This is a genomic window from Rhizobium sp. 1399 (genome assembly GCF_031455475.1).
Lineage (GTDB): Bacteria > Pseudomonadota > Alphaproteobacteria > Rhizobiales > Rhizobiaceae > Rhizobium.
The window spans coordinates 543930-563382 of record NZ_JAVDSU010000003.1 but is presented as its reverse complement, the minus strand read 5'-3'; the positions used below and the strand labels follow the sequence as shown (position 1 = coordinate 563382).

Genomic DNA, 19453 nt, shown 5'->3' with positions numbered 1-19453 from the left:
CCATGGTAAGCCCGCTCCTGTCGCTGCGCGGCATCTCCAAGAGCTACGGCCAGGTCCATGCCAACCAGCAGATCGACCTCGACGTCGCTCCCCGCTCGATCCATGCCATCCTCGGAGAAAACGGGGCCGGCAAATCGACCCTGATGAAGCTGATCTACGGCGTCGAGCAGCCGGACAGCGGAACCGTCGCCTGGAACGGGCACCCCCTTAGCCTTGCCTCCCCCGCGGAGGCAAGGCGTGCCGGCATCGGCATGGTCTTTCAGCATTTCTCGCTGTTCGAAAGCCTGACGGTGGTCGAGAACATCAGGCTTATCGTGGCTGGCAAGAAAGCCGAACTGGCTGAGCGCATCCGCAAGCTGGGGCACGAGTTCGGCCTCGAGGTCGATCCGCTCGCCCATGTGCATTCGCTTTCCGTCGGCGAGCGGCAGCGAGTGGAAATCATCCGCTGCCTGATGACCAATCCGAAACTGTTGATCCTCGACGAGCCGACATCGGTCCTGCCGCCGCAGGCCGTGGAGAAGCTGTTCGAGACCTTGCGCCGGCTGCGTGATGGCGGCGTTTCCATCCTCTTCATCTCCCACAAGCTGGAAGAGATCCAGTCGCTTTGCGACCGGGCGACGATCCTGCGCGGTGGACGCGTGACCGGCCATGTCGACCCGCGCGAGCATGACGCCCATGACCTTGCCCGCATGATGATCGGCCGCGACGTGCCGGAGCCCATGCCGGCGCTGCCGCTTGCCGCAGGTGAAAAGCGGCTGGAATTGATTGGCCTTGATTACAGGCCAGACGATCCTTTCGCAGTACCGCTCTCTCAGATCAGCCTGGCCGTGCGCGCCGGCGAGATCCTCGGCATTGCCGGCATTTCGGGCAATGGCCAGAGCGAGCTTGCGGCGCTGATCTCCGGCGAAACGATCCTGCCGCGGGAACAACGCGATCAGATCTTCATGATGAGCAAGGATGTCGGCACGCTGGACTCGGCGGCCCGCCGGCAGCTTGGTTTTGCCTTCGTGCCGGAGGATAGACTCGGCCGTGGCGCAGTTCCCGAGATGTCGCTCACCCTCAACAGCCTGCTGACCGCCCATCCCCTGAACCTCGTCAGACGCGGCCTGCTCGACAAGGCGCAGGCGACCGCCTTCACCAATGAGTGCATCCGGGACTACGACGTGCGCACGCGTGGCCCCGAGGCCGAAGCCGGCTCACTCTCGGGCGGTAATTTGCAGAAGTTCATCGTCGGGCGAGAAATCATGCTGGCACCGAAACTGCTCTTCCTTGCCCAGCCCACGTGGGGCGTCGATATCGGCGCAGCCTCGGCAATCCGCAAGCGGCTGATCACGCTGCGCAACGAAGGCATGGCGATCCTCGTCATCTCCGAGGAGCTGGAGGAACTGTTCGAACTTAGCGACTTCATCCAGGTCCTGCACCACGGCACGCTGAGCCCGCCGCTCGTCACGCGCGATACCAAACCCGAAGATATCGGCCGATACATGATCGGCGCCCAGTCGCAGCGCGAGAAAGCGATCGCATGAGCAGACCTCTGTTTGCCGCCCTGCCAACCCTCGTCCGCCGGGAGCGCGCCTCGCTTGCCGCCACCCTGCTTGCCCCGCCCATCGCGCTTGTCATCACGATCCTCCTCAATCTCGGCCTTTATGTCGTCATGGGGCGTGATCCGGCTGCGGTCATCTATGCGATGCTGATCGAACCCTTCTTTTCCTGGGCGTCCTTCTCCGAAGTACTTTTGAAGACTGGACCGCTGCTGCTGATCGCGCAGGGGTTGGCGATCGGCTTCCGCGCCAAGGTGTTCAACATCGGCGCTGAAGGGCAATTCGTGCTCGGAGCAATCTTTGCCTCCGCCATTCCGATCTGGTGGCCGGATGCGACCGGCCAGTGGATCTGGCCGGCGATGCTGCTGCTCGGCACCATTGGCGGCGCGCTCTGGGCATCGTTGACGGCCTTCTGGCGTGTCCGGCTGAACGCCAACGAAATCCTGGTCTCGCTGATGCTGAGCTTCGTTGCGGTGCAGCTTCTCAATTATCTGCTGCTCGGCCCCTGGAAGGATCCGAATGGCTTCAACTTCCCGCAGTCGGTGATGTTTCAGTATGACGCGATGGTGCCGATCCTGATCGAGGGAACGCGCGTCAATGTTTCGCTGATCCTCGCCGTTTTGCTGTCCGTCGCAGCATGGATCTTCATGCAGAAGAGCTTCACCGGCTATAAATTGCAGGTTGGCGGACTGGCGCCACGTGCTGCGAGCTATGCCGGCTTCAAAGAGGGCTGGGCAATCTGGCTGTCGCTCTTGATCGGTGGCGCAGCCGCCGGTCTTGCGGGCGCAGCCGAAGTCGCCGGCCCGCTCGGTCAGCTGCAGCGCTCGATCTCGACCGGTTACGGCTATGCTGCCATCATCGTCGCCTATCTCGGCGGGCTGCATCCGATCGGCATCGTCATATCGTCGATCGTTATGGCGGCCCTCTACATTGGCGGTGACAATGCCATGGTCTCCGCCAATTTGCCGATCGCAGCCGTCCGCGTTTTCCAGGGCAGCCTGCTGCTCGCCTATCTGATCGCCGTCGCCTTCGTCCGCTACCGCCTTGCCTGGCGCCCTGTCGCTATCAGGAGCCCATCATGAATGCCATCGAGTTCATCTTGGCCGGCATGCTGGCGGCAGCGACGCCCTTTTTGCTTGCAGCGCTTGGCGAGCTTGTGGTCGAGCGCGCGGGCGTGCTCAATCTCGGCGTCGAAGGGCTAATGGCGTTCGGCGCCGTCATCGCATTCATCATCGTCTATCACGGCGGCGGCCACATTCTGGCGTTTATCGCGGCCGGCATCGGCGGCGTCCTGCTCTCGCTAGTCTTTGCCGGGATCATCCTTGGCTTCAACGCAAACCAGGTCGCGACAGGGCTTGCCATCGGCATTCTCGGTCAGGGCCTGTCGGCACTGTTCGGCAAGAGCTATGAGAGCCTCACCGTCAAGGCATTGCCGAAGATTACCATTCCCGGCCTTTCCGACATTCCTCTCATTGGCGGGTTGTTCACCCAGGATATCGTCGTTTGGCTTTCGCTTTTGGTGACACTCGCGATCTGGGCGACGTTTGCTTATAGCAAGGTGGGTCTCGTCATTCGCGCCGTCGGCGAAAACCCGAAGGCCGCTCACGCCATCGGCTATTCCGTCATCGCCGTACGCTTCGCGGCTGTCGCATTCGGCGGCATGATGGCGGGCTTTGCCGGCGCCTATGCATCGACGATCTATACGCCGCTCTGGGCGGATGGCATGATCGCCGGCCGCGGCTGGATCGCCATTGCGCTCGTCGTCTTCGGAACCTGGCTCACGGGGCGGATCTTCCTCGGGGCTTGCCTCTTCGGCGCCGTATCGCTGATGGGGCTTGCCGCGCAGGCAACCGGGCTCGACGTGCCTTCTCAGCTTTTGGCTTGCCTGCCCTATCTCGTGACGATCATTGTGCTCGGCATCATCTCGGCAGATCGTCGCCTGCTGAAGCTCAATGGCGTCGCCTCGCTCGGCGAGCCATTCGAGCGATAGCAGAATGCGGCCCGCACTGATGGCGCAGGCCGCTGACTGCGATCAATCATGCCTGGTGAGAAAGGCCGAGACGATGTCGAGGCAAAGCTCTTGTTCCTCGACATGCGGCATGTGGCTGGAGTTCTCGAAGAGCACCCATTCGCAACCCTTCACACGATCGACATAGGGTTTGACGACGAGCGGGGTCGCTTCGTCATATTTGCCGGAGATCAAAAGCGTCGGCGCCTCGATGAGCGGCAGGCGATCCTCGATCGTCCAGTCCTTCATCGTGCCGATGACGTGGAATTCGGTCGGGCCGTTCATGTTGCGGTAGACGGTGTTGTCTTCGTCCATGATCGCGAAAGTGCGCGCGACTTCCGGCGGCCATGGGGAAACACGGCAGACATGCCGGTCGTAAAAGACGCGCGAGGCGGCAACATAGTCCGGCTCGGTAATGGTGCCAGCTTCCTCATGCTTCAGCAGCGTATCCTGCACCTCCTGCGGCAGTTCCTCACGCAGACGGTTCGCCTCTGCCACCCAGGTATGCATGTTGGCAGGCGAATTGGCGATGACGAGCGCCTTCAGGCCCTTCGGCTGGCGTACTGCATGTTCGGCACCCAGCATGCCGCCCCAGGACTGGCCGAGGAAGGCGTAGCGATCCTGAATGCCGAGATGCTTCAGCAGCGCATCGAGTTCTTCGAGGAAGAGCGCCGGCGTCCAGAAATTCGGCCCCTTCTCGGGTAACCGGGTCGAGTTGCCGTTGCCGAGCTGATCGTAATGGATGACGGCGCGGCCATCGAGCTCCGAGATGCCCTTGAAGGAATCGACATAGTCATGCGTACAGCCGGGACCACCATGGGCGACGACGAGCGGCAGTTTTCCGGAATCAAGCGAACCGGTGATGCGATACCATGTCCGGTATTCGCGAAACGGCAGAAAGGCTTCCTTCGTCGGAACTGAGGCCACAGATATCTCCATCCTCTAGGGCAATGATGGAGACCATAGCGTGGCCGAAAAGGCGAAGGCAGCTATCAGAAGTTATAGGATGGGCGATCTTCCAGCAGTCGGTAATGCGTGGCCCGCACGACGGCCTGCGTGCGGTTGCGAGCGCCGAGCTTCTTGGCAGCCGCATTGAGATGCATAACGACGGTCGGCACCGAACGGTCGATGATGCGCGAAATCTCCTTGGCCGAGAGGCCCTCTGCCGAATGGCGCAAACATTCGCGCTCCCGCTCCGTCAGGCGGACCTTGCCGACGCTCAACGCCTTGGCATCGAAAAGCGAATAGGCAGCTTCGTGGAAGACATGGGCCAGCAGGTTGAAATCGGCGATGTAGCGCAGCGCATGCTGCTCGAAATCGCTGTTGGCACCGAAACGGATGCCGGTCACCGTCGCATAGTCGCCTCGGGGCATATGGACGGGAACGGTGACACCCGTCGACATGTCACGTTCGCTGAGATAGCGCGTCACCGGCGCGGTGTCATCGCTCATGAAGCGATTGATGAGCGTGTCTGCATCCCGGTCGTAATTCCAGAAGAAGGGAGCGGAGGTGCGCAGCGCCACCTGCTGAACGGGATCGATGCGGAAGTAGCCGCGGTCGAACCAGTATTCCCGCATGTCCTCGGAAATATTGCGCAGCTTCAACAGTGACGGGATCATGATCGCCCCGTCAATGTCATAAGGCACCGGTGTGTAGTCGTAGATCAGGGCCTCGAAACCGATCTCTTTCATCGCCGCGAAAACCTGATCGATACGCCCGTCCAGCGTCTGATGGGCTGAGAATTGCCGTCTGATCGTTCCGATTTCGTCAAGCATGGCAGGCTCCCGGTCGGTGGTTCACCACCCTATCACTTCTTATAGCTGGCAAAGGCTATGGTTTAAGGTAAAAATTTAGCCATGCCCAATTATTGAGCAAGCAAAATCTTCTGCCGGAGCGGTCAATGTGGCGTGAAATCGAGCCTGAGACGCGACATGAGATCGAAGTCGACGGTTACAAGGTGGTCGCCTACAGCTTCGGGAACGGCAGCGAGACCGTCTTCTGCCTGAATGGTGGCCCGGGTCTGCCCTGCGATTATCTGCGCGAGGCCCATTCCTGTCTCATCGACAAAGGCTATCGCGTGGTGGCCTTCGATCAGCTCGGCACTGGCGCCTCCGACAGACCGACCGACGCATCGCTCTGGACCATCAGCCGTTATGTCGAGGAGACCGAGACGGTGCGCAAGGCACTCGGCCTCGGCAAGGTGCATATGCTCGGCCACTCCTGGGGCGGCTGGCTGGCGATCGACTACGCACTGACCTATCCGGAAAACCTGCAGACGCTGATCCTGGAAGATACCGTTGCCGACATGCCGCACCTGATTTCCGAACTGGAACGGCTGCGCGCCGCCCTCGGACCCGAGACGGTGGCGATGATGCAGAAACACGAGGCGCAGGGCACCTATAATCATCCGGAATATCAGGCGGCGGTGACGATCCTCAATTATCGCCATGTCTGCCGCCTGCCGGAATGGCCGGCCCCCGTGCGCCGCTCACTCGACGACTGGAACATGGGTCCCTATGAGACCATGCAGGGTCCGAACGAATTCCTCTATATCGGCAACCTGAAGGACTGGAATCGCATCCCCGAACTGCCTGGTGTGACGACGCCGGTGCTGATCACCACGGGCGAACATGACGAACTGACGCCGGCCTGCGCGCTGCGCATGAAGCTTGCCTTGCCGAATGCCGAACTCAAGGTTTTCGCCAATGCCAGCCACATGCCGTTTTATGAAAATCCGCATGATTATTATCCCGCGCTGGTCGATTTCCTGTCGCGGCACAGGGCAAGCTGATGCAGGATCAGGTGATCGGAACCCGCCGAAGACAAGGGGGCGAGCGCCGCCATGCATCGTTATAAATTCATACTGACCCGGCCGGTCCAGTTTCTGCCTGTCATTTTCGGCATCAGCGTCATCACCTTCATTCTGGTGCGGTTGATCCCCGGTGATCCCGCCCGCAATATTCTCGGCACGCGCGCCACGCCCGCCGCCCTTGCCAATATCCGCGCCCAATACGGCCTCGATCAGCCGATGTGGCTGCAATATTTCTACTTCCTCAAGAACCTCGCGAATGGCGAAATGGGCAAGTCGATCCTCTACAAGATCGACGTATTTCCGCTGATCGCCACGCGCATCGAGCCGACGATCGCGCTGGTCCTAACAAGTGTCATCCTGTCGATCCTGATCGCCGTGCCGATGTCGGCGATCGCAGCTCGCAACGCTGGCCGGGCGCCTGATCATGCAGTACGCGTCATCTCCACATTCGGGATCGGCTTTCCGCCTTTCTGGCTCGGCCTGATGCTGATCATTCTTTTCAGCGTCGAACTCGGCGTCCTGCCCGTTTCCGGCTACGGCACAACACTAGGCGACAAGCTCTCCCATCTCATCTTGCCTGCGTTGACCGTTGCATTGTCGCTCTCGACAGTGCTGACCCGCAGCTTGCGCTCCGCCATGATTGAATCCCTGAAATCCGATGTGGCAACCGCCGCGCGTGCTCGCGGCATGCCTGAGAGTATCGTCTTCTGGCGGCATGTCCTGCCGAATTCGCTCGTGCCGACGATCAATCTCCTGGCCGTCAACATTGGCTGGCTGATCGGCGGCACTGTCGTCGTGGAAAGCGTCTTTGCCCTGCCCGGCATGGGCCAATTGCTGGTGCGCGCCATCTTCTCGCGCGATTACATGGTCGTTCAGGGTGTCGCCATGACCTTTGCCTGCGCCACCGTGCTCGTCAATTTCATTGCCGATATCGTCACCGTCGCCGTCGATCCGAGGGTGAAGCTATGAGCGTCGATGCCTTTACCCTCTCTCCCGTCGCCTGGCGCCGTTTCCTCGGCCACCGGCTGACGCTCGTCATCGGCGTCGGCATTCTCCTGTTCTTTCTGCTTCTGGCAATCGCCGCTCCGTTGGTCGCACCCTATGATCCGATCCTGCAGAATGCCGATGTACGGCTGCAGTCACCCTCCTTCGCCCATCTCTTCGGCACGGACAATTTCGGCCGCGACATACTTTCGCGCGTCATATGGGGCGCCCGCATCGATCTGCAGATCGCCGTCATCGGCGTTATCTTCCCGTTCCTGATCGGCACGACGGTCGGCACGATCGCCGGCTTCTTCGGCGGCATCGTCGATGCGGTTTTCATGCGCCTCGTCGATATCATTCTCGCCTTCCCATTCCTTGTCCTGATGCTGTCGATCATCGCCATCCTCGGGCCGGGCCTCGGCAGCTTCTATATTGCCATGGCGCTGGTCGGCTGGGTCTCCTATGCGCGCCTTATCCGCGCGCAGATGCTGGTGCTGAAAAGCAGCGACTACGCAGTCGCAGCCGTCAGCCTCGGCTTCAGCCGCTTCCGGATCATGTTCCGTCATCTCCTGCCGAATGCGATTGCCGGCTCTATCGTCTTTTCGATGTCGGATGCCACACTGGTGCTGCTCAGCGGCGCAGCGGTCAGCTATCTCGGCCTCGGTGTGCAGCCGCCGCTCGCCGAATGGGGCGTCATGGTTGCCGAAGGCCAGAGTTTCATCACCACGGCCTGGTGGATCACGCTTTTCCCTGGCCTTTCGATCGTCTGCCTTGCTTTCGGTTTCAGCATGCTGGGTGATGCGCTCGGCGAACTTCTCGGAGTTCACGAATGAGCGCTTCGGTCCTTTCCGTCCGCGACTTGACGGTCAAGGTTCATCTCGATGGCGGCGTGCGAACGCTGATTGACCATGTTTCCCTTGATCTCGCCAAGGGCGAAATCCTCGGCCTCGTCGGCGAAAGCGGCTCGGGCAAGAGCCTGCTCTGCCGCTCACTTGTCCGGCTGCTGCCCTCCTCTCTGATCAGGATCGAGGACGGCACCGTCCTGCTCGAGGGGCGCGATCTGACGACCGCAAGCGATGCCGAGATGCTGGAAGTTCGCGGCGGCGAGATCGGTATGATCTTCCAGAATCCGACGAGCCATCTCGATCCGGTCATGCGCATCGGCGACCAGATTTCCGAGGGCATCCGCTATCATCAGAGGCTCAGCGCCAAGGAAGCGCGGGCGGCGGCCATCGAGATCCTCACACAGGTTGGCTTTCCCGATCCCGTTCGCCAATATGACAGCTATCCACACGAATTTTCCGGCGGCATGCGCCAGCGCGCCATGATCGGCGTGGCACTCTCCTGCAACCCGAAGATCCTGATCGCCGATGAGCCAACGACGGCACTCGACGTGACAATCCAGGCGCAGATCCTGAAACTCTTGCTGGAGATCCGAGAAAAACGTGGCCTGTCGATCATCCTCATCACCCACGATCTCGGCATCGTCGCCCAGACCTGCGACCGCATCGCCGTCATGCGCAACGGCAAGCTGCTTGAACAGGGGCCGAAACGGACGATTCTCTCCCGGCCGCAGGACGCCTACACGATCAATCTTATCAACAGCCATCCCTCCATGCCGGACGAGGCGCCAATGCCGGCGCCGCAGGTCGTGTCTTCGGCCGCATCGACCAAGCCGCTTCTTGAAATCGACGACCTGCACGTGCGCTTCAAGGTTGGCGGCAGCCTGTTCAAGGGCAGTGCCAAGACGGTGAGCGCCGTTTCCGGCGTCAGCCTGCAGGTCATGCCGGGCGAAACCATCGGCATCGTCGGCGAATCCGGCAGCGGCAAGAGCACGCTCGCACGCGCCGTGCTGGGGCTGACGCCGATCTCCTCAGGCCATGTGTCCTTCGAAGGGATCGATCTCGCGCAGCAGCGGGCTGCCGGACTCGCAAAGCTACGGCGTAAGACGGCCATGGTCTTTCAGGACCCCTATAACGCACTCAATCCGCGCCTCACGATCGGGCAGATGCTTGCCGAGGTGCTGAAGGTGCAGGGCAAGGTGCCGGCATCGGCCATTCCGGAAAGAATCGGCGAATTGCTCAATCTTGTCGGGCTGGAGCGGGAGTTTGCCAATCGCAAACCCCGCAGCATGAGCGGCGGCCAGTGTCAGCGTGCCGGCATTGCCCGCGCACTTGCCGTCGATCCGAAGCTCATCATCGCCGATGAATGTGTTGCGGCCCTCGACGTCACGATCCAGGCACAGATCATCGCGCTTTTCCGCGAGCTCACCGCCAAGATGAACCTGACGCTAATGTTCATCGCCCATGACCTGGCGATCGTGCGCAATCTCTGCGAACGCGTCGTCGTCATGTATCACGGCGAGATCGTCGAGGAAGGCCTCTCGGAAGAGGTCTTCGCGCGGCCGAAACATCCTTATACCGCAGCACTCATTGCCGCGATTCCCGACATCGATCCGGACAAGCCTCTTCTGAGCAAAACCAGTTTGGAAGACGAGCTGCAATCGGTTCCGGCACTACCCGTCAAACGCATGCCATAACAACGAAGGGAACGAACGCATGATCACCAGATGGAAATCAATCGGGCTTGCAGCGCTTCTTGCAGGCCTGACCCTCAGCGCATCCTACGCCGAAGCCGCCGGCGTGCTTACCATCGGTCGTCGAGAAGATTCGACGACATTCGATCCGATCAAGACGGCGCAGAACATCGACAACTGGGTCTTCTCCAACGTCTATGACGTGCTGATCCGCGTCGACAAGACCGGCACCAAGCTGGAGCCCGGCCTTGCCGAAAGCTGGACCGTCTCCGACGACGGCCTGACCTATGCCTTCAAGATCCGCGACGCGAAATTCTCCGACGGTTCGCCGCTGACGGCGGAAGATGCAGCCTTCAGCCTACTGCGTATCCGCGATGATGCAGGCTCGCTCTGGAGCGATTCCTACAAGGTGATCGATACCGCCGTCGCAACCGATCCGCACACGCTGACGATCAAGCTCAAGAATCCGTCCGCGCCCTTCCTGTCGACGCTGGCGCTGCCGAATGCCTCTGTCATCTCCAAGGCTGGCATCGAATCCATGGGCGCGGACGCTTACGCCGAAAAGCCGATCGCATCCGGCGCCTTCGTTGTCGACGAATGGCGGCGCGGCGACCGCGTCATCCTGAAGAAGAACCCGAACTTCTGGCAGGCCGACCGTGTGAAGCTCGATGGCGTCGAATGGATCTCGGTGCCCGATGACAATACCCGCATGCTGAACGTGCAGGCAGGCCAGCTCGATGCCGCCATTTTCGTACCCTTCTCGCGCGTCGAGGAGCTGAAGAAGGATGCCGGCCTCAACGTGCTGATCGATCCGTCGACGCGTGAAGATCATCTGCTGATCAACCATGCGCATGGCGATCTCGGCAAGAAGGAAGTGCGCCAGGCGCTCGATCTCGCAATCGACAAGAAGGCGATCGTCGATGCCGTCACCTTCGGTCAGGGCACGGTCGCCAATTCCTACATTCCGAAGGGTGCGCTCTATTACTACGCCGACAACCTGCAGCGCCCCTATGATCCGGAAAAGGCCAAGAAGCTGCTGGCCGATGCCGGTGTCTCCAACCTGACGCTGAACTACCTGATCCGCGCCGGCGACGAGGTGGATGAGCAGACCGCGGTGCTGTTGCAGCAACAGCTCGCCAAGGCTGGCATCACCGCCAACCTGCAGAAGGTCGATCCGAGCCAAGAATGGGACATGACGGTTGCCGGCGACTACGACATCTCGGTCAACTACTGGACCAACGACATTCTCGACCCGGACCAGAAGACGACCTTCGTGCTCGGCCACGATTCCAACAACAACTACTCGACCAACTACAAGAACGAAGCGGTGAAGGAGCTGGTCGCCAAAGCCCGCCTGGAACTCGACTCCAAGAAGCGCGAGCAGATGTATATCGACCTGCAGAAGACGGCGAAGGAGGACGTCAACTGGATCGATCTCTACTACAGCCCCTACATCAACGTGGCACGCAAGAACATCGACAACTTCTACCAGAACCCGCTCGGCCGCTTCTTCCTGGAAGACACGGTCAAGAACTGAGTATGTTATCGTTGTGACATGGTCCGCCGCGCCAAACGCGGCGGACCATTCTGCCGACGGGAAATCGATGATGACTGCGGACGAAATCGCATTCACTGATGTTGCAGAGCTTGGACGAGCCTATCGAAACGCTTCGCTGTCGCCGGTCGATGTGGTGCGTGCCAGCCTTCAACGGCTCGAGAGCCTGGAACCCGCCCTCAATGCCGCCGCTCAGAGACTGGATGCGACGGCACTTGCCGAAGCGGAACAGGCGACCGCAGAGCTGCAATCAGGCAAGGACCGCGGGCCGCTGCACGGAATTCCCGTCGCCATCAAGGATCTGATCGAAGTGCAGGGCGCGCCCACCGGCTATGGGAGCAAAGTGCGGCCATCGGCGTTGGCGAGCGAAGATGCACCGCTGGTGCAGCGCCTGCGGGAAGTCGGTGCGATCATTCTCTGCAAGACCAACCTGCTGGAATATGCCTATGGCATCGCCCATCCGGAGATCGGCCAGACCAACAACCCCCATGATGTCAGCCGCACCTCAGGTGGCTCGAGCGGTGGTTCGGCCGCCTTGGTCGCCGCCGGTATCCTGCCATTGGCGATCGGAACCGATACGGGCGGCTCGATCCGTATTCCCGCCTCGTATTGCGGTATCGTCGGGCTGAAACCGTCTTTCGGTCTGGTATCCCTCGACGGCGTGTTTCCGTTATCATGGAGCCTCGATCATGCCGGTCCGCTTGCCCGCAGCGTCACGGATACGGCACTGCTGCTCGAGGCAATCGCCGGCAAGACCGTCCCGCTTTCACCGCCATCACTTGCGGGCGTCAGGATCGGAGCCGTGAGCTTTCATTGCGAAAATCCCGAGTTGACGCCGGCCGTCGCCGCCAATCTTGCCGAGGCGCTGAAGCAGCTGGAAGCGGCAGGCGCGATCATCAAGCGCATAGACATTCCGGAGCTAAGGCTTGCCAATTCGGAACTTCGCCGCATCATCCTGCCGGAAGCCTCGGTTATCCATGCGGGCCTCTACACCGAAAACCCTGCGGGTTACGCACCGCGCACACGATCGCAGGTGGAAGCAGGCTTCGAGGCGAAAGCCGTCGACTACATCAAGGCCCAGGACTTCCGCGTGAAGCTGCTGAATGCCGTGGAGGCAGCATTTGCCGAGGTGGACGTGCTGATCGGGCCAAGCGTGCCCTTTCCCGCCCCGATCGAAGATCCGGAATTCACCGAGGATGGCGAGGAAGGCGAAATGCTCTCCAGTGGCTTCGCCAACATGACCGGACAGCCGTCCCTCAGCCTGCCCTCCGGCATGGATCGGCATCTGCCGCTCGGGCTGCAACTGACCGGCCCTGTCGGCGGCGATGGAACGCTCCTGCAGATCGCACTCGGCATCGAAGCTGCCCTCGGCGCCTATCGCCGACCATCTATGCCTGGCGCGTGAAAACGCGAGACCGCAGCACTTTGAGATAGCCACGGGAGGAGCGGGAAACCTCGAGGTCAGGTTCCGCGTCCAACTCCAGCGTTTGGCCCGAATCGGTGACGGCAACCAGCCGGCGGGCGCCGGGGCGGTCCAGAACCCGGCTGATCGTGGCGGGAATGCCAGCGGCGTCGGTTGGCGACCATGCAAGATCGTTGGGACGAAGGAAGATATCTGCGGGACCATCGACGCAGTCAGCTGCTTCGATCAGCTTTCCATCGAAGGCCGCCTTGCCCTTTGTCACCGTCGTCGCAATCGCGTTCGTATCGCCGAGGAAATGCATGATGAAGGCGGAGGCTGGATTGCGGCAGATCTCTTCAGGTGTTCCCTCCTGAACGATCTTGCCCTCATTGAGAATGACGACACGATCGGCAAGATCGAGTGCTTCTTCCTGGTCATGGGTGACAAACAGCGTGGTAATCCCCAGTTCCTCGTGAACCTCCCGAAGCCACCGCCGCAGATCCCGCCTGACATTGGCGTCAAGCGCCCCGAAGGGCTCGTCGAGGAGCAGCACCTTCGGATCGACGGCAAGAGCGCGCGCCAATGCCACGCGCTGTTTCTGGCCGCCGGAAATCTGGCCTGGAAAACGCTGGCCGAGACCCTCAAGACGCATGAGACGCAACAGGTCGTTTATACGTTCCGCAATCTGCGCCTCGGAGCGCCTGGCCGCCCTCGCTGTCCTCATGCCGAAGGCGATGTTTTCAGCAACGGTCATATGCGGAAAAAGGGCGTAATGCTGGAAGACAAAACCCACGCCGCGGTCGCGCACGGGAATATCCGTCGCATTTCGGTCGCCGAAATGGATCTGCCCGCCATCGGCAAATTCAAGACCGGCGACCATGCGCAGGATCGTCGTCTTGCCGGAGCCGGACGGACCAAGCAAAGCGACGAGTTCGCCGCTTTCGATTTCCAGCGAAACGCCATGGACGGCCCGAAAAGTGTCGAATGTCTTGACGACCTGATCGAGACGGATCTTCATGGCTTTACCCCATTATAAGAAACTTGATTTGTTGCCTGTGCTGCCGGGCTTACGCGGCCCGCTCCTCGCCGTTCGAGAAGCACCTTGGCGACGATGGTAAAGACTGCCAGCACCGCGAGAATGGAAGCTGCCGCGAAGGCACCGGCGGTCTGATAATCGTGATAGAGCAGTTCGATATGCAGCGGGAGAGTGTTTGTCTCGCCGCGAATATTCCCCGACACGATCGACACGGCGCCGAACTCGCCCATCACGCGGGCATTGCAGAGTACGACGCCGTAGAGCAACGCCCATTTGATATTGGGCAACGTCACGGCAAAGAATGTCCGCAAGCCGGATGCACCCAGTGAGGTCGCCGCCTCCTCCAGATCCCTGCCCTGCGCTTGCATCAGCGGAATGAGTTCCCGCGCGACGAAGGGCGCGGTCACGAACATCGATGCGAGAACGATACCCGGAAGGGCAAACAGGACCTTGATGCCGGCATCCTGAAGCACCGGGCCGAAAAGACCCTGCAAGCCGTAGACGAAGAGGTAGCAGACGCCGGCGACGATCGGCGAGATCGAAAAGGGAATTTCGATAACGATCAGAAGCAGCCGGCGAAGCGGAAAATCGAACTTGGTGATCGCCCAGGCAGCACAAATGCCGAAGACCGTGTTGATCGGCACGGCGATCAGCGCCGTCACCACACTCATGAAGATCGCGCTTCGGGTATCGGGATGGGCAATGGCCGCGGCATAGGCCCCTGCCCCCTTGGAAAAGGCTTCGACGCCGATGACAATCAGCGGTGCCAGAATGAAAAGCGCACCGATGACCAGAACGACTGCAATCAGCAGACGGCGAACGACAGGAGCGTCACCAACGCGCGGAGGGACATGTCTTGCACGCATGGATCAGCTCCTTTCCGTATAGCGCAACGCGCGCTTCTGCAGCATGCCGGTGACCGTCAGCATCACGAAGGCGGTGATCAGCAGCACCGAGGCAACCGCGGCTGCAGCCTGATAATCGTATTCTTCCAGTCGGATGAAGATCAGCAGTGCCGAAATCTCGGTCTTGAAGGGCTGATTGCCGGCGATGAAGATGATCGCGCCGAATTCACCAAGGCTGCGCGCAAAGGAAAGCGAGATGCCTGCCAGGAGAGCCGGCGAAAGGAGCGGAAGGATGACACGGGTAAAGATCTCACGGTCGGTCCCGCCGAGCGACTGAGCAGCTTCTTCAAGTGCCGGATCGATCTCCTCAAGCACCGGCTGCACCGTTCGCACGATGAAAGGCAGGCTTGTGAATGCCATGGCGATGATGATGCCGAGTGGCGTGTAGGCGACCTGAATGCCGAGCGGGCCAAGCACGTGGCCGAACCATCCGCCCGGGGCAAACAGGGTCGTCAGCGAAATGCCAGCGACGGCCGTCGGCAAGGCAAAGGGTAGATCGACGATAGCATCGACAAGGCGGCGCCCCGGAAAGCGGTAGCGGACCAGCACCCAGGCGAGCGCCAGTCCGAAAAACAGATTGAAGATCGTCGCCGCAAGCGCGCAGAGGACCGTTACGCGATAGCTCGCGACGGCGCGCGGCGAGGAAACAATTGCCCAGTAGTCTGCAGGACCAAGGCTTGCAGCTTTGAAGACGAGCGCAGCAAGCGGCAGAAGCACGATCAGTGCGACATAAAAGAGCGTCGTGCCCAATGAAAACGGCAAGCCGGGCAATACACGACGTTTCAACGGATGGTCCCCCTAAACACGATTTACCCGGCGGAATGTTCCGCCGGGTAAAAGCCGATCCATGGCTGGCTCTTTAGCGTTGGCCGTAAATCTGGTCCAGCAGTGCGCCAGAGGCAAAATGCTCTTTCTGGACTTTGTCCCAAGGTCCGTAGACATCTTCCACCTTGAGCAGCTTGACTGCAGGGAATTGGTCCTTGAAGGCGGCCGCTACCGTGGGATCGATGACGCGATTGCCGTTCTCGGCAAGGATACGCTGGCCATCCGGCGTATAGAGGAATGAAAGATAGGCCGTGGCGATTTCAAGCGAACGGCGCTTATCGGCAACCTTATCGACGACGGCGATCGGAAACTCAGCCAACAGGCTGACCGGCGGCGTCACACCCTGAACCTTGTCTGCACCAAATTCCTTGGCAATGCCGCGGGTTTCGGATTCGAAGGTGACAAGCACGTCGCCGATATTGCGTTCGACGAAGGTCGTGGTGGCGGCACGGCCCCCCGTGTCGAAGACCGGGACGTTGTCGAACAGCTTCTTGACGAATGCCGTGACCTTGGCATCGTCATTGCCATATGTCTGCTTCGCAAAGGCGAGTGCGGCGAGATAGGTGTAGCGGGCGTTGCCCGATGTCTTCGGGTTCGGGAAGATTACCTTGACGTCATCGCGAACGAGATCATCCCAATTCTTGATATTCTTGGGATTGCCTGCGCGGACCAAGAAAGACGGGAAGGAGTAGAAGGGCGAAGCATTATTCGGAAAGCTCTTCTGCCAATCTTTCGAAACGAACCCAGCCTTTGCAAGCGTGTCGATGTCGGTCACCTGATTGAAGGTTACGACGTCGGCTTCGAGACCTTCAAGGATCGAACGCGCCTGTTTCGACGAACCGGCATGCGACTGGTCGATGGTGAGATCCTTGCCCGTGTCGGCCTTATATTTCGGAATGAATGCACCATTGACGGCAACAAAAAGCTCGCGCGACACGTCGTAAGACGCGTTCAATATCTTGTCCGGTGTCTGCGCAAAGGTCTGACCTGAAAGAAGCAGGGCAAAGGCTGCGCCAAGCGCAAGAATACGACCCATAAGGAATTCCCCCAAAGAAGTTCAACGGCCGCAAGCTACCGGCTCCAGCAAACCGGCACGAGAAATGGACGGTTACGCGAAGCGTCCGTGTGGGAAATTTTCTCTCAATGGCTGTGATTTCCGGCTTTAATCTTCCGTCGCGGATACTGCCGGGCCGGTATCGGAGGCCATACCGAGATCAATGATCGCCGATACGGCATCTCCTGGAACAGACTTAGATTGTCGCCGTTCTATTTCCCGACTATGCCGAGGGAAAGTCGCTGCCTGCAGCCAGCCGGCGATAGGCCTCGACGGCATAGAGCACGGTTCGCGTCTGCGCCTCGTGGCAATCGACGAATACCTGCTCGTAAACCGTCTCGTCAGTCGCTTCCGTGATGATGGTCAGCGGCGCCTGGTACATTGAGCCGACCTGCTTCAAGATCGGAATACCGTAGCGTACCTCGAACGGCGCGTTCGGCATGTGCAGGCGGACGCAATCGATCTGCTTGGCGTTGAATTCGACGAGGCTCTTGTCTTCAGCCAGACGTTTGGCCACCTCATCGAGCAATGCTTCGCCGATCGCCTCCCAGCCCGGATGCGTGCAGACGATCAGGAAGAATCCCTTCGGAATGGTCCAGAGTTCGAAGCCGCGCGGCAGGTAACCCGACATCGGCCGCGTCCACTCGTGCGAGGGATAGCCGTGCAGATTGAGATGCAGCTTGGCAGATGAGAGTTCGAGCGCCTTGCCTCGCGCCTCGCGCTCATACATCGGCGGCGGCACGGTGAAGGAGAGGTCGTCGCCGAAGGCCGTGTAGCGGGCGGCATGATGCATATGGAAGGGGTTTTCCACGATCAGCCGCTGGTGCAGTTCATATCCGTCAACATTTTCGACCGGTACGATGGCGAAATGCTGGTCGGGATCAGCGGCAAGCTGTTGCGCCGCGCGTAGCGCCCCAACCGGACCGCTGGTCTCATTGGCATGCTGGCCCGACGAGATGAGCACGGCCGGCCCCGGTCCATTGTGATAGCGACCAAGCACCTCACGGCCCTCGCACGATATTGCCTTGATCGGCACACCCTCGATCTTCGCCAGTTCGCGGCGGATCTGGCCGATCTTCAGCGGCCGCGTCGCGGTCGCCATGTCAATATCCTCGCCAGTCGCCTCTTCGTGCTCGCCGAATTCCTCCACACTCATGACGATCCGCGGATTACCGTCCGTGCTGCGGATATCAGGAACGACCTGGCCCGGTCGCGCGCCGCCGCGTCCAGCCATGGCGCCCATCTCCGCATTGAGGCATTCGCGCAGGCTGAAGAACAGCTCTTCATGCATTGCTTCGCGGAGACTGATGCTCTCGCTGCAAAAATCGAGGTCGAGATCATTGGCCGGCAGATCGACCGTGATGCGCAGACGGTCGAAATAGGGCTGCTTGCGCTCCCATGTCTGCTGTTTGACGGCATCGACGGCCGCGAGGAACATGATCTCGAAATCGGTTTTCAGCCGTTCGCCCTTGTGCCAGCCGCAGCAGCGCAGCACCGGCGTTCCGACGTGGTCGTCCTCCACCACATTCGGTGCAAAGACGGTATAGGTCTTCGTTTCCCCCGCCTTTGTCGTCAGCTTGATATCGTAGGTAAGATCAAGCGTGTTGGCGTGAAATGCGACTTCTGCATCGCCCACAAGAGCTGCCAGCGGATAGGCTTCGATCAGGAAGCGCTGCGGATCTGCGGCCGGGTGGACCGGGTAGCCAATTTCCACCTTGGCAAGCGAGGGAATATGCAGTTCTTCAAGGAAGAAATAGACCAACGGCTTGTAGGAGCTGCGGATCCGCGCGGTGATGCCGGCGGCGGCGAGTTTCTCTTCGGCGGCCTGCCGTGACGGCGCATCGTCGAAGACCCATGCCTCAACAGGCGTGCCCGGAGGATTGGCGGTCAGTTCGGAAACCAGCACGTCGAGCGTGCGCGGAGCTTCGAGATTGAGGATGGTGCTCATTTTTCCCTCGTCGGATCGAGATAGTCGCGGAGCCAGTCACCGAGCAGGTTGAGCCCGAGGACGGTGAACATGATGGCAAAGCCCGGAAAGACGCTGACCCACCAGGCGGATTGCACATAGGTGCGCCCGTCGGCGAGCATGCCGCCCCAGCTTGGAATGGAGGCATCGACGCCGAGACCGACAAAGGTCAGGCTGCTTTCGAGCAAGATGTTGTTGGCGACGTTCAGCGTCATCAGCACGATGATCGGGCCGACGATATTCGGCAGGATATGCACGAGGATGATCCGCGTGCGCCCGACCCCGATCGCCCGTGCCGACTGGATGAACTCGCGGTCGCGCAAGGAGAGGACGAGACCACGCACCAGTCGCGCATATTGCACCCATTGGGCGATGATCATCAGCGAAATCAGGATCGGCAGGCCAGGTCCGACGATGGCGATGAAGGTCAGCGCCATCAGCATGAAGGGCATGGCGAGCTGCACATCGGCGATGCGCATGAGGATCATGTCGGCGACCCCGCGGAAATAGCCGGCGATCAGACCGGCGATCGTGCCAACGGCGGTGGCACCCGCGACCGATAGCACTCCAACGATCAGCGAGATCTTGCCGCCGGCGGCAATGCGCGCCAGTACGTCTCGGCCGAGGGGATCGGTGCCGAATATATGGTTGAGGCTGACGAACGGCGGCAGCAGACGGGCGCGAAGATCCATCATGCCGGCCTTGTTCCCGAAGATTACGTCGGAGAAGACGACAAGCAGAACCATTCCGCCGGTGAACAGGATGCCAAAGAGAAGTTCCAGCGGCGTGTGACGGAAGAAGGACGATTTAGCCGAGGAGGATGCCATGG

The 19453-nt window shown here is 60.5% G+C and carries 17 protein-coding genes; 9 read left to right on the top strand and 8 right to left on the bottom strand.

The annotated features are described in order from the left end of the window. Nucleotides 1-2: 2 nt before the first annotated feature. From J2X71_RS13965 to J2X71_RS13955, 3 genes are read left to right on the top strand one after another with little or no spacing between them, the layout of a single operon-like run. Nucleotides 3-1526 (top strand): ABC transporter ATP-binding protein, encoded by a 1524-nt coding sequence (locus J2X71_RS13965; protein ID WP_310382653.1) that lies wholly within the window; start codon nt 3-5, stop codon nt 1524-1526. Continuing rightward, a complete protein-coding gene (locus tag J2X71_RS13960; protein ID WP_310382652.1) occupies nt 1523-2623 on the top strand; it encodes an ABC transporter permease in 1101 nt (366 codons plus the stop codon). Before J2X71_RS13965 ends, J2X71_RS13960 begins: the two co-directional genes overlap by 4 nt. After that, nucleotides 2620-3531: an ABC transporter permease gene (locus tag J2X71_RS13955; protein WP_310382651.1), complete on the top strand. Its 912-nt coding sequence runs from the start codon at nt 2620-2622 to the stop codon at nt 3529-3531. Before J2X71_RS13960 ends, J2X71_RS13955 begins: the two co-directional genes overlap by 4 nt. Before the next feature lie 42 nt (nt 3532-3573). On the opposite strand, the gene J2X71_RS13950 is transcribed toward J2X71_RS13955, so the two are convergent. Both J2X71_RS13950 and J2X71_RS13945 read right to left on the bottom strand, forming a co-directional pair. Next, entirely contained in the window at nt 3574-4488 is a 915-nt protein-coding gene (locus J2X71_RS13950) for a proline iminopeptidase-family hydrolase (RefSeq protein WP_310382650.1), read from the bottom strand. Nucleotides 4489-4541: 53 nt separating this feature from the next. Further along, nucleotides 4542-5324 carry a LuxR family transcriptional regulator gene (locus J2X71_RS13945; RefSeq protein ID WP_310382648.1) on the bottom strand — a complete coding sequence of 261 codons (783 nt, stop codon included), beginning with the start codon at nt 5322-5324 and terminating at the stop codon, nt 4542-4544. 125 nt (nt 5325-5449) lie between these two features. Between J2X71_RS13945 and J2X71_RS13940 the strand changes: the two genes are divergently transcribed. The 6 genes from J2X71_RS13940 (at nt 5450) to J2X71_RS13915 (ending at nt 12841) form a co-directional block, all read left to right on the top strand. Further along, a complete protein-coding gene (locus tag J2X71_RS13940; protein WP_310382647.1) occupies nt 5450-6340 on the top strand; it encodes a proline iminopeptidase-family hydrolase in 891 nt (296 codons plus the stop codon). 51 nt (nt 6341-6391) lie between these two features. Further along, a complete protein-coding gene (locus J2X71_RS13935; protein ID WP_113182767.1) occupies nt 6392-7330 on the top strand; it encodes an ABC transporter permease in 939 nt (312 codons plus the stop codon). Beyond that, on the top strand, nt 7327-8178 hold the full coding sequence (locus J2X71_RS13930) for an ABC transporter permease (RefSeq protein WP_310382646.1): 852 nt from the start codon (nt 7327-7329) through the stop codon (nt 8176-8178). The genes J2X71_RS13935 and J2X71_RS13930 overlap by 4 nt, the downstream gene beginning before the upstream one ends. After that, complete coding sequence (locus tag J2X71_RS13925; protein WP_310382645.1) at nt 8175-9884, top strand: ABC transporter ATP-binding protein; 1710 nt, start codon at nt 8175-8177, stop codon at nt 9882-9884. Before J2X71_RS13930 ends, J2X71_RS13925 begins: the two co-directional genes overlap by 4 nt. 19 nt (nt 9885-9903) lie before the next feature. After that, a complete protein-coding gene (locus J2X71_RS13920) occupies nt 9904-11418 on the top strand; it encodes an ABC transporter substrate-binding protein (protein ID WP_310382644.1) in 1515 nt (504 codons plus the stop codon). Between the two features lie 67 nt (nt 11419-11485). Then, complete coding sequence (locus J2X71_RS13915; protein WP_310382643.1) at nt 11486-12841, top strand: amidase; 1356 nt, start codon at nt 11486-11488, stop codon at nt 12839-12841. On the opposite strand, the gene J2X71_RS13910 is transcribed toward J2X71_RS13915, so the two are convergent. The 6 genes from J2X71_RS13910 to J2X71_RS13885 all read right to left on the bottom strand — a co-directional run bounded on the left by J2X71_RS13910 (nt 12825) and on the right by J2X71_RS13885 (nt 19451). Then, a complete protein-coding gene (locus J2X71_RS13910) occupies nt 12825-13856 on the bottom strand; it encodes a sulfate/molybdate ABC transporter ATP-binding protein (protein WP_310382642.1) in 1032 nt (343 codons plus the stop codon). The two genes, J2X71_RS13915 and J2X71_RS13910, sit on opposite strands and share 17 nt — an antisense overlap. Further along, entirely contained in the window at nt 13853-14740 is an 888-nt protein-coding gene (cysW, locus tag J2X71_RS13905) for a sulfate ABC transporter permease subunit CysW (protein WP_310382641.1), read from the bottom strand. The genes J2X71_RS13910 and cysW overlap by 4 nt, the downstream gene beginning before the upstream one ends. 3 nt (nt 14741-14743) lie before the next feature. Next, the gene (cysT, locus tag J2X71_RS13900) at nt 14744-15565 is read right to left on the bottom strand and encodes a sulfate ABC transporter permease subunit CysT (RefSeq protein ID WP_310382640.1); all 822 of its coding nucleotides are present in this window, start codon (nt 15563-15565) and stop codon (nt 14744-14746) included. A gap of 73 nt (nt 15566-15638) precedes the next feature. Continuing rightward, entirely contained in the window at nt 15639-16640 is a 1002-nt protein-coding gene (locus J2X71_RS13895) for a sulfate ABC transporter substrate-binding protein (protein WP_310382639.1), read from the bottom strand. Between the two features lie 241 nt (nt 16641-16881). Continuing rightward, complete coding sequence (locus J2X71_RS13890) at nt 16882-18606, bottom strand: M14 family zinc carboxypeptidase (protein WP_310382638.1); 1725 nt, start codon at nt 18604-18606, stop codon at nt 16882-16884. Further along, a complete protein-coding gene (locus J2X71_RS13885) occupies nt 18603-19451 on the bottom strand; it encodes an ABC transporter permease (protein ID WP_310382637.1) in 849 nt (282 codons plus the stop codon). Before J2X71_RS13885 ends, J2X71_RS13890 begins: the two co-directional genes overlap by 4 nt. Nucleotides 19452-19453 lie beyond the last annotated feature (2 nt).

What these genes read in the sequence shown, in the direction of transcription:
- J2X71_RS13965 (WP_310382653.1), top strand. Translation starts at nt 3, where the DNA reads ATGGTAAGCCCGCTCCTGTCGCTGCGCGGCATCTCCAAGAGCTACGGC.
- J2X71_RS13960 (WP_310382652.1), top strand. Translation starts at nt 1,523, where the DNA reads ATGAGCAGACCTCTGTTTGCCGCCCTGCCAACCCTCGTCCGCCGGGAG.
- J2X71_RS13955 (WP_310382651.1), top strand. Translation starts at nt 2,620, where the DNA reads ATGAATGCCATCGAGTTCATCTTGGCCGGCATGCTGGCGGCAGCGACG.
- J2X71_RS13950 (WP_310382650.1), bottom strand. Translation starts at nt 4,488, where the DNA reads ATGGAGATATCTGTGGCCTCAGTTCCGACGAAGGAAGCCTTTCTGCCG.
- J2X71_RS13945 (WP_310382648.1), bottom strand. Translation starts at nt 5,324, where the DNA reads ATGCTTGACGAAATCGGAACGATCAGACGGCAATTCTCAGCCCATCAG.
- J2X71_RS13940 (WP_310382647.1), top strand. Translation starts at nt 5,450, where the DNA reads ATGTGGCGTGAAATCGAGCCTGAGACGCGACATGAGATCGAAGTCGAC.
- J2X71_RS13935 (WP_113182767.1), top strand. Translation starts at nt 6,392, where the DNA reads ATGCATCGTTATAAATTCATACTGACCCGGCCGGTCCAGTTTCTGCCT.
- J2X71_RS13930 (WP_310382646.1), top strand. Translation starts at nt 7,327, where the DNA reads ATGAGCGTCGATGCCTTTACCCTCTCTCCCGTCGCCTGGCGCCGTTTC.
- J2X71_RS13925 (WP_310382645.1), top strand. Translation starts at nt 8,175, where the DNA reads ATGAGCGCTTCGGTCCTTTCCGTCCGCGACTTGACGGTCAAGGTTCAT.
- J2X71_RS13920 (WP_310382644.1), top strand. Translation starts at nt 9,904, where the DNA reads ATGATCACCAGATGGAAATCAATCGGGCTTGCAGCGCTTCTTGCAGGC.
- J2X71_RS13915 (WP_310382643.1), top strand. Translation starts at nt 11,486, where the DNA reads ATGATGACTGCGGACGAAATCGCATTCACTGATGTTGCAGAGCTTGGA.
- J2X71_RS13910 (WP_310382642.1), bottom strand. Translation starts at nt 13,856, where the DNA reads ATGAAGATCCGTCTCGATCAGGTCGTCAAGACATTCGACACTTTTCGG.
- cysW (WP_310382641.1), bottom strand. Translation starts at nt 14,740, where the DNA reads ATGCGTGCAAGACATGTCCCTCCGCGCGTTGGTGACGCTCCTGTCGTT.
- J2X71_RS13895 (WP_310382639.1), bottom strand. Translation starts at nt 16,640, where the DNA reads ATGGGTCGTATTCTTGCGCTTGGCGCAGCCTTTGCCCTGCTTCTTTCA.
- J2X71_RS13890 (WP_310382638.1), bottom strand. Translation starts at nt 18,606, where the DNA reads ATGAGCACCATCCTCAATCTCGAAGCTCCGCGCACGCTCGACGTGCTG.
- J2X71_RS13885 (WP_310382637.1), bottom strand. Translation starts at nt 19,451, where the DNA reads ATGGCATCCTCCTCGGCTAAATCGTCCTTCTTCCGTCACACGCCGCTG.